This window comes from Bradyrhizobium sp. T-1, from assembly GCF_053592855.1.
On sequence record NZ_CM132115.1, the window covers coordinates 3,584,098 to 3,595,965 of the forward strand.

Sequence of the window (11,868 nt, forward strand, 5' to 3'; positions counted from 1 at the left end):
GACCTCTTTTCAGCGGCCCTTTCACACGGTGATTTCCATGAAGAAGGCGAGACGCTCACTGCTCGGCAGGACCATGAAGCCGGTTCGGATTGCCTGCATCAACTACGCCAGGGAGACGATCGACGATCGCGCGATGAACCGGCTCACCGCGGCGCTCCAGAAGTGTTACGACAAGCATTTCCTGCCGGTATGGGGCTATCCGGTTGACCTCTATGTCACGCGCAAGCCGAAGGCCGCCGACTGGCAACTGGTCTATTTCGACGATGCCCTGCACAAGAACATGCTTGGGCGCCACGAGCTGACCCATCGCGGCCAGCCGATCTCGAAAATCTTCGTCAAGGCGCTGGGGCAGGAGCCGATCAGCGTGGCGGCTTCGCATGAGCTGTTTGAGATGGTGCTCGACCCCATGGCCAATCTCTGGGCCGACAAGAATCCGAACACCCAATATGCCTATGAGGTCTGCGATGCGGTGGAGGAGGACTCTTTCGATGTCGACGGACTACCGATGTCGAATTTCGTCTATCCGTCCTGGTTCGAGCCCTTCAAGCATCCCGGCGGCACCAAGTTCGACCACAAGGGAACGTTGAAAGCGCCGTTCTCGATGACCGAGGGGGGCTACGTCATCAAGAAGGTCAATGGCAGGAAGGTGATCAAGGCGTTCGGCTCGCCTGCGAAGCGGCGGCGCTTCAACGCCGAAGACCGGCGTGGCCATCGCAGCGAGTTTCGCGATCCGAAGGGCGTTCACCACCCGGGTCGGCGCGCGTCGAAGCGGAGAGGGTAGGAAGTCTCCGGGCGCGCCCGCCCCCGGAGACCGGTTCTCGAGCCGCGATCAGCGCTTGGCCTTCTTCTTCTTCTTGGCAGCCTTTTTCGCGGTCTTCTTGGCGGCCTTCTTCACGGGTTTCTTGGCTGCTTTCTTCGACGACTTCTTGGCAGCCTTCTTGGCAGCCCTTTTGGCCTTCTTCTTGGAAGCCTTCTTTGCCTTCTTCGGCGCTACCTTCTTTGCGACTTTCTTGGCGGCCTTCTTCACCTTCTTCACGGCGGTGACTGCGGCGTCCTTGGTCGCTTCCACGGCGGTGGTGATCGTCTCCATCGCCTGCTCGGTCATCGGCTTATCGTCGTCCATATCGTGTCCCCCACGGTTTTGCATGGAGCGACGACGATAGCGAGTTTCATAATTGTGTCAAAGCAACGCTCAACCTTTGCGGATCTTTGCGTAAGCGGCGAGCGCGCGCTCGCGTCCCTTGGCGTGATCGACGATCGGTTGCGGATAAGTCTTGCCCAATGTGATGCCGGCACTGGCCAACTCGATCGGCGTCGCCTGCCATGGCTGGTGGATCAGCTTCGCGGGCATGTCTTTCAGTTCCGGCACCCAGCGCCGAACATAGGTTCCATCAGGATCGAACTTCTCGCCCTGCAGCACGGGATTGAAGACGCGGAAGTAAGGTGCCGCGTCGGCGCCGCAGCCGGCGACCCATTGCCAGTTGGCCGGATTGCTGCCGGCATCCGCATCGACCAGCGTGTCCCAGAACCAGGCCTCGCCGTCGCGCCAGTCGATCAGGAGGTGCTTGACCAGAAACGAGGCGACAACCATCCGCACCCGGTTGTGCATCACGCCGGTGTGCCAGAGCTCGCGCAGGCCGGCATCGACGATCGGATAGCCGGTGCGACCGCGCTGCCAGGCGGTAAGCGCTTTCTTGTCGCTCTTCCAGGGGAAATCGTCGAAGCTGGTTTGCAGGTTTTCGGTGGCAAGGTTCGGGTGGTCGTGGAGCAGATGGCGGCAGAACTCGCGCCAACCGAGCTCGCTGAGGAATTTTTCAATACCGGATCCGATCGCTGGATTCTCGGCGGCTGCGAAGCGCGCGGCGTGCCAGACTTGGCGCGGACTGAGCTCGCCGAACCGCAGATGCGGCGAGAGACCTGAGGTTCCTTTGTGGTCTGGGCGGTCGCGGTCGCGGACATAGCCGCGCGCGGCGTGCTTGAGGAAGTCGCGCAGGCGCGCTCGGGCGGAGGTCTCGCCCGGCGTCCAGGTGTCGCGCAGGCCGCCGGCCCAGTCGGGCGTGGTTGGTTCGAGCTTCCAGCTCTCAAGCGTGTCGCCGGTCACCTTCGATGCGGGGCGCAGCTCCTTCGGTGCGGGCAGCGGCTTGGGCGGGTCGCCGAGCGACAGCACCCGCCGCCAGAACGGCGTGAACACGCGCATGCCGCGGCCTTCCTTGTTGCGGATCGCCGCGGGTGGGACGAGCAAGTCGCCGGGAAAACTTTGCGAATCCACGCCAAGCTTTGCAAGCGCTGCTTCGAGCTGTTTCTCGATGGCTTGATGCGGGGCCTGAGCGACCGCGTTCCAGTAGGCTCCGCCGGCACCGCTCTCGCGTGCCAGGTCAGCGATTACCCGGGCCGCCGGCCCCTTGCGCAGGACGAATGACCCTCCACGCGCGGCGACGTCGGCGCCGAGCGCCCGCAGCGATTGCGCTAGCCACCAGCGCGCCGCGCCGCCGGGGGCCCGGCCGGCGGCGTCGTCGAGCACGTAGAGGCAGATCACCGGCGCGCCGGATTTGGTGGCGGCATGGAGGGCGGGGTGATCGGACAGGCGGAGGTCGTCGCGAAACCAGACGATGACAGGCGGGGGGCTTGGCGGGGTCAGGGAGTGTCCTCGTTCACGATTTGGAAAACATGCGACGTTCGGCGCTGTGAACGACCGTTAATGGGGTCGTAAGCCGATTGCATGAATATGCAGGAGTTCCGGGGGTAGTTCCATTCATGTCCAAATCATTAACGGCGAAGTTTCTGCCGCACTTCAAGCTCGGCACCAAATCCGTCCTGTGTGCGGTGCTGCTGATTGCCATGAATACGGCGCTCGTGGTCGGCGCCGGCTATTGGTCGCTCACCTCTGCTTTCAATGATCGCGCATTGCGCGACATCGAAGTCAATCTGCGCACGCTGGCGCTGGCCTTCGCCGAGATCGTTCCCGATGCCAAGATTGCCATGCGGGATGGCACGGTGGCGCGCGCCGAGATCGCCAAGATGCCAGACTTCAAGGATCACGCCATCGTCGATCGCGTGGTGTCCTATGTCGGCGGCAGCGCGACCCTGTTCGTGTTCGACGATGCGAGCGGCCAGTTCGTCCGCCGCTCGACCAACCTGAAGAAAGAGAATGGCGACCGCGCCGTCGGTACCCAGCTCGCCGCTGACCATCCGGCGCAGACCGTGTTGCGCCGTGGCGAGGCCTATAAGGGCCCGGCGACGCTGTTCGGCAAATCCTTCATGACCGCTTATTTTCCGGTGCAGGATGGCGCGGGGAAGGTTATCGGCATTCTCTATGTCGGCATCCCGATGGCGCAGTTCGAAGCCATGCTGAACCAGGCGATTTCGAGCATGGCAGCCGCCGCCGGCGTTGCAGCGCTGCTGGTCCTGGTGCTCACCATGCTGGTCGTTCGCCGCGTCACCCGGCCGCTGACCTCGGTCACGCACTCGCTGACGGCGCTCGCCAACGGCGAGAGCGACGTCGCGATCGAATGCGAGGACCGCGCCGACGAGATCGGCGAGATCGCCCGTACGGTGGCGGTTTTCAAGAGCAATTCAGTGGAGCGGGCGCGGCTGCGCAGCGAGCAGGCGGAAGCTGCTTCTGCGGCGGCCGAGCAGCGCAAAGCCGATCTGCGCAATTTCGTGCACGAGTTCCGCGGCGGCGTCGGCGGCATCCTCGACAAGGTGCTGCATTCGTCCGGCGAGTTCGAACGGGTGGCACGGCAATTGACCGACGCCGCGCGCTCCACCGCCGACCTGTCGGCGAAATCGGCCGGTGCGTCCGAGGAGGCCTCCGACCACGTCCGTTCGGCGGCGTCGGCGTCTGACGAACTGTCGCAGTCGATCTCCGAGATCACCCGCCGCGTGCAGGAATCCAACGCGATCTCCGCCGAGGCGGTGCAGCAGGCCGAGGCCACCGACCAGCGCATCGCGCAGCTGTCGGAAGCCGGCGCGCGCATCGGCGACGTCGTCAAGCTGATCACCTCGATCGCCGAGCAGACCAATCTGCTGGCGCTGAACGCCACCATCGAGGCTGCGCGCGCGGGCGATGCGGGGCGCGGCTTCGCGGTGGTGGCCCAGGAGGTCAAGACGCTGGCCGGCCAAACGGCGAAAGCGACCGACGAGATTTCGACCCAGATCGCGAGCATGCAGCTTGCGACTGAAGAGTCGGTGACCGCCATCAAGGCGATCACCAAGACGATCGAGCGCATCAGCGGCATCGCCGGCTCGATCTCGGCTGCGGTCGAGCAGCAGCGGACCGCCACCCACAACATCGCGGCCAGCGTTCGCGCGGCGGCCTCGGGCACGGCGAGCGTCGCTGTCAACGTGCGTCAAGCGGCCGAAGGCGCGAGCGAGACGGGTGAGACCTCGAGCCGGATGTTTGCCTCCGCCAAGGCGCTGTCAGGCGAGAGCCTGAATCTGAAGACCGAGGTCGACGGCTTCCTCGATCGCGTGCAGGCGGCTTGATCCCCGGCTTGGCTGGCTGAAACCATCGGCCCGTCGTGACGTAACTGACGGCATGATGTGACTGCCCGCGCGTCGCGGGCAGGGAGGCCGCCCGTGAACCGCATCGCCGTTCTCTATGCCGCGACCCTGATCGTCCTGACCGGACTGGACTTCCTGTTCCTCGGCCTGATCGCCAAGGGCTTCTTCACCGCGGAAGTCGGCGGCATGCTGGGCGAGCTGAAGCCTCTGCCGGCGATCCTATTTTATCTGCTCTATGTCGCCGGTGTCCTGATCTTCGTCAGTGGTGCAGCTGGCGCGACATGGCCGTCGACGCTGCTCTATGGCGCGCTGTTCGGGCTGTTCTGTTATGCCACGTTCGATCTCACCGCGCTGGCGCTGCTCAAGCATTGGACCTGGCCGGTCGCGTTTCTCGACATCGGCTGGGGCGCGGTGGTGACCGCGGTCTCGTCGACCGCGGGTCTTTTGGTAGCGGATCGTGTGACCTAACACCGTCATACCGGGGCGGTCCGTTGGACGAAACCGGAATCTCGAGATCCCGGGTCTGGTCCGTCGGACCATCCCGGGATGACGATCAGCGGTTGCGGGTGCAACCGCAGCCCGTCACTTCGGCTGCGGCACGATCCGGATGTAAGGCTTCGGTTCTTTCCAGCCCTGCGGGTAAATCGTCTTGGCCTCGTCGTTGGAAACCGAGCCCGCGATGATCACGTCCTCGCCCTGCTGCCAGTCGGCCGGGGTTGCGACGCGATGCTTGGCGGTGAGCTGGAGCGAGTCGATGACGCGCAGGATTTCGTGGAAGTTCCGGCCCGTGGTCATCGGATAGACCAGCACCAGCTTGATCTTCTTGTCCGGCCCGATGATGAAGACGTTGCGGACGGTCTGGTTGTCGGCGGCAGTACGGGCGAGTGGATCGCCCGAGATCGCCGCCGGCAGCATGCCGTACAGCTTCGAGACGTTGTAATCGGTGTCGCCGATCATCGGATAGTTCGGGGCCGCGCCTTGCGTCTCCTTGATGTCCTCGGACCACTTCGAGTGGCGGTCGACCGGATCGACCGAGAGGCCCATCAGCTTGACGCCGCGCTTGTCGAATTCCGGCTTCAACTTGGCGAGAGCGCCGAGCTCGGTCGTACAAACCGGCGTGAAGTCTTTCGGGTGCGAAAACAGGAGTGCCCAGCTATTGCCGATCCAGTCGTGGAACTTGATCTTCCCTTCGGTGGTCTCGGCTTCGAAGTCGGGGGCGGTGGTACCGATCGGAAGTGTCATGGTTTGACCTCATCGCATTGAATTTACTTGGGAATTTCCGTCTGCCGTCCAGCTCAGTATAGGATCTTGCCGACCTCAAGTGAACCGCTTGAAGTAAAATGTGAATTCCTTCTCTGAAAGGCCGAATTCCTAGCACCTTTCTGTTACCGGGACACGCCTGCGGCGAAACATCTCCACCGGGGCTTCACGGTCTCGGTTGCCCCGATAAAGCCTTTTATGACCCGCATCACGCCCGCCCGACGCTCTCCGGAACCGAAACGGTCCTCGCAGCGACTAATCGGCAACCATTGAGAAAAGTCGCGATCCCCATACCGAATCGTTAACCACCCCTTTACGCCCGCATGAAAATGCTGGTCGATCAGAAGAAATCTGGAAGTGAACTATGTCTGCCGCACTGCCCAAGTCCGCTGAAAAGTCCGTTGAACCGTCGTCCCTCGAACCGTCTTGCCGCGATACCGCGGCCCATGCGCTCTCCATCGTGCGCGACGGCGTGATCACGGGCGAAGGCCCGACCACCAAGGGCCGGGTGCACTTTTCCCGTTCCATCGATGCCGATGACGCCGCCTGGTGCGCTCGCATCCTGACCGCCACGGCGGTCAACGACCAGCCGGTGAGCCGCGCCGAAGCCGAGGTGCTGTTCGAGATCAATGAAGCCGCGACCGAGCGCGCCGACGACGGCCGGTTCGACGATTTGCTGGCCAAGGCCGTCGCCCATTACGCGGCGAGCGCCTCGGGCCTGAAGGTGCCGCCGCGCAGCATCGCGCTGGCGCAGGACTCCGACATCGAGAGCTGGGCGCCGTCCTATGCCTCGAAGGTCAAGAGCGAGATGCTTGAATGGATCGCCGGCCAGATGCGCGGCAAGCGCCAGAACAACCGTCGCCTGATGGCGATGGTGGCGACCTTCCTGGGCGCCACCGCGCTGCCTCTGGCGGGCCAATTGCCGAGCGTGTTCGACATCGGCATGTGATTGATCGCGCTTCTTTGAAGACGCGACGGAGCGGCGGGGTTATTTCCCCGCCGTTTTTTGTTTGCCGGCATCCGGCTCCAGGCCCAGCGTGCGGCCGGGGAAGCCAGCGGCGTCGAAATAGCGCTGGCTGCCGACCCGCTGGACGTTGAGCACGGTCTCGAGCCCGTTTTCGGACTTCTTCTTCGACTTCTCCACGGCCTTGTACGCTTTCGGCACGATGCCGTTGGGCAGGGCTTCCGACATCACCCGGCCGACCAGGCCACCATTCTGTGAGCCGCGCAGGCCAAGAAGCCGGGCCGCGGTCATGCCGACGTCGGCGTTGCTGACCGGCAACTCGTCGACGAAGCCGGCTTTGAAGTCCGGACCGATCGCGGCCATGAAATTGTAGGTGTCGCCGCGGCTGAAGCTGCCGTGCATGCCCTGGCCCTGGCGCAGCACAGTGTCGGCCACCTGCACCGAACAGTTGGTCGGCGCCTCGCCGCACTCGCTGGCATAGGAGCGGAAGTTGACGACGATCGCCGGGGTCGGTGTCGCCGCCTTGCCGCGTAGATTGATGCTCGACAACGGCAGCGTGCCGGGGAAGCGGCCGAGGGAGTCGTCCACGAACAGGCCGGAGACGTAGTCCTGCTCCAGCAGCGCCTTTACGGTCTTGGCCGCCAGCTTCTTGTCCTTGTTCGGCAGGTAGATCAGGTCCGAGCCGCCATTGGTGGCGACGACGAGCTCGGGCTTGGTCGGATCCTTGCCGAGCACGCCGTTGCCGGCCTTCGGATGGGCGTTGCCGGTGGCGACCGCGTTCTTGTCGTTGGGGTCGAACAGCGGCAGGTCGAGCGCCTTTGCCAGATCGAGGGCGACGAAGCCCATCGGCAAGAAATCCTTCGGCGTGTCGTCATAACTGACCTTGGCCGAGGGACTGGTCTTGCTCTCCTTGGAGATGGTGGAGAAGCCGTGGTCGGCCTGGATCATGATGTTGGTGTTCGCGGCGAGGCCCAGCTCGTCCAGCGCCTTGCGGATCTGGGCGAGATTGTTGTCGACGTTCTTGATGCTCGCCATCGTGCTCGGGCCGTTGATGCCCGGCAGGATCTGGTTGAGGCTGTCGCCCTGGTTGTGCTGGGTGCCATCAGGGTCGCGCGACCAGAACACCAGCACGAACGGCTTGTTGCGCGCCTTGAACATCGGCATCACCACCTTGGTGGCGACGTCGGCGAAATAAGCCTGCTGCGCGACGTTGGCAACGGTGGTGCCGGGCGTCTTGGCGTCGCCCGCCTTGGCGTTGTCGCCGCGGCTCGGGGTGACGAGGGGGAGGCCGGCCTTGGTCAGGGCTTCCTTCATCTCGTCCGACAATGCCACGCTGGCCTTGCCACCGGTGGAGTCGTCGATGACGATCGAATGCTTGCCTGGCTTTTCCGGATGATCTGTGTGGTCCCATTGATAGGTCGGTCCGACCTTGCCGATGGCGGCCGTGCTCAGGCCCTTGTCGCGCGCCATCTTCAAAACGGTGTCTTCGTTGAGATAGTCGCCCTTGAAATGCTCGTCGATGTCGCCGAGCACGGCGTCGTTTTCGATGAAGGGGACCACGGTGTTGCCGGCGGGACTTGAGGTGTAGTTGGTCCAGATCGTGTTGGAGAACACGCCGGTGTCGCCGAGGTAGTGACCGGTCGACATCGCCGAGCCGTTGGCCATGGTGAAGGTCGGGAACAGCGAATGCGAGTTCTTGAAGTTGACGCCTTTGTCGCGGACCTCGGCCATCGCAGGCGCGGTTTCAGGAGTGATCTTCAGCGCGCGCAGCCCGTCGGGAATGAACAGGATCAGGTTGCGGGGCGTGTTGTTTTCGGCGGAGGCAAATCCGGTGGACAACACTGTCAGCCCGGCTGACAGCAACACCAGTGAACGGCGCATCAAAATCTCCTAGCGGTGAGGCGGCTTGGCCGCCGAACCGCGGCCCCCGGCAATCGTTTAGTTTTGCTGCATGACGGTTTTGTTACAAGGGCGAATGGGCATGCAGAAGTGAGGGGGAGGCGGCCAGGCCTCCACAGATTCGGCATTGCGGGGTGCGAAAGGGGCAGGACAGCGTGGTGTCGAGCACAGCTGCGTCGACCGTCATTGCAATAACGGAGCAAGGTGCAGGCCTCACTTCTCCAGCTAGCGATCTCCATCGCAGACACGCCCTCGCATCCGCCCGGCGCATTTCGCCCGAGCCTTCTGACTGCGCGATTTCGGAATTTCGATAAGGTGGAATTTTGGCTGCGCCGATTGACGGGCAGTTTGCCCGTTTTGTCCAACTAGGCTGGGCAAGGTGTTGTCGTCCACCTGCCTGAACCAGCCGAAAATGCCGGGCGTTCTGCCGCACCTGGTTCCCCGTTAATCCCGCGCCTTAACCAATAATTAATTATACATTTGCGGGTGGGCGACAGCCCGGCCTAGCGTGGGGGTGGGGAGCGAGTTCGCGAAGCCAAACGAGTGTGGTGCGTATCATGATGTCCAGATCATATGGGGCGTTGCTCGCCTCGCTCGGCGCAGCCGCGCTGCTCCTCGGTTCCAGCGACAGTTTTGCGCGAGCGGGCGGTGTCGCGCCGCATGGCATGGTGACCGCGGCCACACCGCCGGCCGCAGTCCATCCGCCGATGGCACCGGGCGCACGATTCCGCGGCCGCACCACGCCCTGGGTCTACTGGCCGGGCGGCGGCGGGTTCTTCTACGACAATGCAGGCTCCAACCAGCCTTTCGTCGATCCTGGGCAGCCGGTCTCCACCGACGTGCGCTACACGTACACCTATGACATTCCCTGGGACTGGTCGCATCGCTTCCCGCCGAACGTCGTTCCGTCAGACCGGCCCTATGTGCCGAGTTGTCCGACCGAGCAGGTGACCGTGCCCGGGCGCGGTGGCGGCGAGCACACCGTCAACGTCATGCGTTGCTACTGAGCGGCGCATCGCATTATCGATTGCTTTAGAGAATTCCTGCCGCGGCAGCCTGGTCGCGCTCGGACTGTTTCCGCCTGACGCTCGCGAGCTCGCGGCTGCAGGCCGCAAAAGAGATCGTTCCCGAGCGCAGCCCGAACTGGCCGCAGACATCCCGATCCTCATCCGCAATGACGCGCGCGAGCTCCGTCTCGGCGGCCTCGCGTAGCGCTGGCGCCGAGACGACAGTGTGCAGTCCCAAGGCCGTCACGACGGCAAGCAGCAGCGCAGCCGCGATCCCGGGGCGCTGCAGGTCGTCGGCCGTATGTTGCGAAGGGCGAGCCTTGCCTCTGGCCTCGGTCATGAAAATCCTCCCGCATGAAATTTCGTTGTGAGAAAAATGCTGATCGAGCCGGCCGGCAAAATCGGCGGATGCGATACGACTACACGCTAAGTCGCCGCGGCGACGTGAAGCAGATTACAATTTTCAAGCCGGAAGGGGGCTATATCAAAAGTGGTACTAGCCTAGCTCAAAACTGGATACGCCGAACACGCGGTCGAGCGGCAGCGATGGGACTGCACCAGTGTACATTCGCGCCGTTTCGAACGTCGGCTTCAGGCCAAGGGATTCCGCAAGTACGATAGCTTCGCGGTTCACCGCGGGGATGTCGAGCGTAATCTCGTTGCTTCCGGGGCTGGCCAGCAAAGCCTGCACGATGGTGTTGGCGGCGGCGCGGTGATCGGCTACCAGTGGGCCGATCTTGCGGCCCGCCCGGCAGGGGCGGATCACCCCCCACGCGGAAAGCTTGCCGTTGCGCATCAACGCGCGTCCGACGTGTCCAGGCGTATTGATCCGGGCGCGCAGAAAAGCGCTGCGCTGCGCCGGGAAGACTGTTGCGTCGTCGGCGTCCACAACCGCGAATGGGATCGTGTCGAGCGCAACGACATCAGCGGGCGAGCGAGATGGAACGGCGGCAGTCCCGCTGTAACGGATGTTGGCGTAAGCGAGCTGGAAGCCGGACTTCCTGTAGTTGTCCTGCTGCGCGACGACGCCGTCGAGCCCGATCACGCGCGCGCCCGCATGCGCGATCGCGGCGTTCCAGATACGCAGGCCGTAACCTCTGCCGCGAAAGCCTGTGCGCACGATATAAAAGCCGAGGAAGGCGAAGCGATCGTCGTAATTGACGCAGGAGACGGTGGCGACCGGCTCGCCGTCGATCTCGCCGACGAAGAAACCGTCCGCGTCCGGAATCGCGAAGCAGCGGGCATCGGCAAGGCCCGGATTCCACCCTTCCGCCGCGGCCCAGTCGATTGCGATGGAGATCTCATCGGGGCGCAAATTGCGGATCTGCAAATCGCTCATGTCGTGGTGCCTCGTGGCGATGGGGCTCGTTGGCAAGTCTGGCTTGCGGACAAGTCTGGCTGTAGAAGGCCTGATGACAGGCTGGGCCTTCGGTTCGCCTCAACGCTATCACAGGGATGATCGATCATGGCAGCAGAGAAGGTCGCGCTCGTTACCGCAGGTGGCAGCGGCATGGGAGCAGGGGCCGCGCGCCGGCTTGCAGCCGACGGCTTTCGCGTGGGAATCCTGTCGTCCTCCGGCAAGGGCGAGGCGCTCGCGGTCGAGCTCGGTGGGTTCGGTGTGACCGGCTCGAACAAGTCCAATGACGATCTGAAGCGCTTCGTCGACGGGGCGCTGGCGGAGTGGGGACGCATCGACGTGCTCGTCAACAGCGCCGGCCACGGCCCGCGCGCGGCGATTACCGAGATTACCGACGAGCAATGGCATCTTGGCCTCGACACGTATCTCCTCAACGTGATTCGTCCGACCCGGCTGGTGACGCCGGTGATGCAGGCGCAGAAGGGCGGCGCCATCATCAACATCTCGACCGCCTGGGCGTTCGAACCCAGTTCCATGTTTCCGACCTCGGCCGTGTTCCGTGCGGGCCTTGCCGCCTTCACCAAGATTTTCACCGACACCCATGCGGCCGACAATATCCGTATGAACAACGTGCTGCCCGGCTGGATCGACAGCCTGCCGCAGACTGATGCACGCCGCGACAGCGTGCCGCTGATGCGCTACGGCAAGGTCGAGGAGATCGCCGCAACGATCTCCTTCCTCGCGTCCGATGGCGCCGCCTACATCACCGGCCAGAACATCCGCGTTGATGGCGGGCTGACCCGCTCGGTCTGAGGACCGCGGGCCTCGCTTGAGCCGTTAGCCGACTTGTGCGAGCCTGTAAGCAGGGTCCGGAAAGG

Annotated in this window: 12 protein-coding genes; 6 read left to right on the top strand and 6 right to left on the bottom strand. The window is 63.7% G+C overall.

From position 1 onward, the window contains the following. The first annotated feature begins 37 nt into the window (after positions 1-37). On the top strand, positions 38-781 hold the full coding sequence (locus ACWAT4_RS17190; protein WP_449730976.1) for a hypothetical protein: 744 nt from the start codon (positions 38-40) through the stop codon (positions 779-781). Between the two features lie 48 nt (positions 782-829). Here ACWAT4_RS17190 and ACWAT4_RS17195 read toward each other — a convergent pair whose 3' ends face one another. Together ACWAT4_RS17195 and ACWAT4_RS17200 are read right to left on the bottom strand one after the other, a co-directional pair. Continuing rightward, on the bottom strand, positions 830-1,123 hold the full coding sequence (locus ACWAT4_RS17195) for a histone (RefSeq protein ID WP_449730977.1): 294 nt from the start codon (positions 1,121-1,123) through the stop codon (positions 830-832). A gap of 69 nt (positions 1,124-1,192) precedes the next feature. Then, entirely contained in the window at positions 1,193-2,584 is a 1,392-nt protein-coding gene (locus ACWAT4_RS17200; protein WP_449731223.1) for a cryptochrome/photolyase family protein, read from the bottom strand. 170 nt (positions 2,585-2,754) lie between these two features. On the opposite strand from ACWAT4_RS17200, the gene ACWAT4_RS17205 reads away from it, so the two are divergent. Both ACWAT4_RS17205 and ACWAT4_RS17210 read left to right on the top strand, forming a co-directional pair. Continuing rightward, positions 2,755-4,485 (top strand): methyl-accepting chemotaxis protein, encoded by a 1,731-nt coding sequence (locus tag ACWAT4_RS17205; protein ID WP_449730978.1) that lies wholly within the window; start codon positions 2,755-2,757, stop codon positions 4,483-4,485. A gap of 93 nt (positions 4,486-4,578) precedes the next feature. Beyond that, a complete protein-coding gene (locus tag ACWAT4_RS17210; RefSeq protein WP_449730979.1) occupies positions 4,579-4,971 on the top strand; it encodes a DUF2177 family protein in 393 nt (130 codons plus the stop codon). Between the two features lie 114 nt (positions 4,972-5,085). Here the strand turns inward: ACWAT4_RS17210 and ACWAT4_RS17215 are convergent, their stop codons facing one another. Further along, complete coding sequence (locus ACWAT4_RS17215; protein WP_449730980.1) at positions 5,086-5,745, bottom strand: peroxiredoxin; 660 nt, start codon at positions 5,743-5,745, stop codon at positions 5,086-5,088. Positions 5,746-6,127: 382 nt separating this feature from the next. Here ACWAT4_RS17215 and ACWAT4_RS17220 point away from each other — a divergent pair, with 382 nt between their 5' ends. Beyond that, a complete protein-coding gene (locus ACWAT4_RS17220) occupies positions 6,128-6,712 on the top strand; it encodes a hypothetical protein (protein ID WP_212301541.1) in 585 nt (194 codons plus the stop codon). A 39-nt stretch (positions 6,713-6,751) separates the two neighbouring features. Here the strand turns inward: ACWAT4_RS17220 and ACWAT4_RS17225 are convergent, their stop codons facing one another. Then, positions 6,752-8,608 carry an alkaline phosphatase family protein gene (locus tag ACWAT4_RS17225; RefSeq protein ID WP_449730981.1) on the bottom strand — a complete coding sequence of 619 codons (1,857 nt, stop codon included), beginning with the start codon at positions 8,606-8,608 and terminating at the stop codon, positions 6,752-6,754. Positions 8,609-9,183: 575 nt separating this feature from the next. Between ACWAT4_RS17225 and ACWAT4_RS17230 the strand changes: the two genes are divergently transcribed. Beyond that, a complete protein-coding gene (locus ACWAT4_RS17230; protein ID WP_212301539.1) occupies positions 9,184-9,633 on the top strand; it encodes a hypothetical protein in 450 nt (149 codons plus the stop codon). Positions 9,634-9,658: 25 nt separating this feature from the next. Here ACWAT4_RS17230 and ACWAT4_RS17235 read toward each other — a convergent pair whose 3' ends face one another. Then, entirely contained in the window at positions 9,659-9,973 is a 315-nt protein-coding gene (locus tag ACWAT4_RS17235) for a hypothetical protein (RefSeq protein WP_212301538.1), read from the bottom strand. 156 nt (positions 9,974-10,129) lie between these two features. Beyond that, positions 10,130-10,972 (bottom strand): GNAT family N-acetyltransferase, encoded by an 843-nt coding sequence (locus ACWAT4_RS17240; protein ID WP_212301537.1) that lies wholly within the window; start codon positions 10,970-10,972, stop codon positions 10,130-10,132. A gap of 126 nt (positions 10,973-11,098) precedes the next feature. Here ACWAT4_RS17240 and ACWAT4_RS17245 point away from each other — a divergent pair, with 126 nt between their 5' ends. Beyond that, entirely contained in the window at positions 11,099-11,803 is a 705-nt protein-coding gene (locus ACWAT4_RS17245) for an SDR family oxidoreductase (protein WP_212301536.1), read from the top strand. The last annotated feature ends 65 nt before the right edge of the window (positions 11,804-11,868 follow it).

Excerpts from the sequence above, each read along its gene's own strand:
- ACWAT4_RS17190 (WP_449730976.1), top strand. The coding sequence starts at position 38 with ATGAAGAAGGCGAGACGCTCACTGCTCGGCAGGACCATGAAGCCGGTT.
- ACWAT4_RS17195 (WP_449730977.1), bottom strand. The coding sequence starts at position 1,123 with ATGGACGACGATAAGCCGATGACCGAGCAGGCGATGGAGACGATCACC.
- ACWAT4_RS17205 (WP_449730978.1), top strand. The coding sequence starts at position 2,755 with ATGTCCAAATCATTAACGGCGAAGTTTCTGCCGCACTTCAAGCTCGGC.
- ACWAT4_RS17215 (WP_449730980.1), bottom strand. The coding sequence starts at position 5,745 with ATGACACTTCCGATCGGTACCACCGCCCCCGACTTCGAAGCCGAGACC.
- ACWAT4_RS17220 (WP_212301541.1), top strand. The coding sequence starts at position 6,128 with ATGTCTGCCGCACTGCCCAAGTCCGCTGAAAAGTCCGTTGAACCGTCG.
- ACWAT4_RS17225 (WP_449730981.1), bottom strand. The coding sequence starts at position 8,608 with ATGCGCCGTTCACTGGTGTTGCTGTCAGCCGGGCTGACAGTGTTGTCC.
- ACWAT4_RS17230 (WP_212301539.1), top strand. The coding sequence starts at position 9,184 with ATGATGTCCAGATCATATGGGGCGTTGCTCGCCTCGCTCGGCGCAGCC.
- ACWAT4_RS17235 (WP_212301538.1), bottom strand. The coding sequence starts at position 9,973 with ATGACCGAGGCCAGAGGCAAGGCTCGCCCTTCGCAACATACGGCCGAC.
- ACWAT4_RS17240 (WP_212301537.1), bottom strand. The coding sequence starts at position 10,972 with ATGAGCGATTTGCAGATCCGCAATTTGCGCCCCGATGAGATCTCCATC.
- ACWAT4_RS17245 (WP_212301536.1), top strand. The coding sequence starts at position 11,099 with ATGGCAGCAGAGAAGGTCGCGCTCGTTACCGCAGGTGGCAGCGGCATG.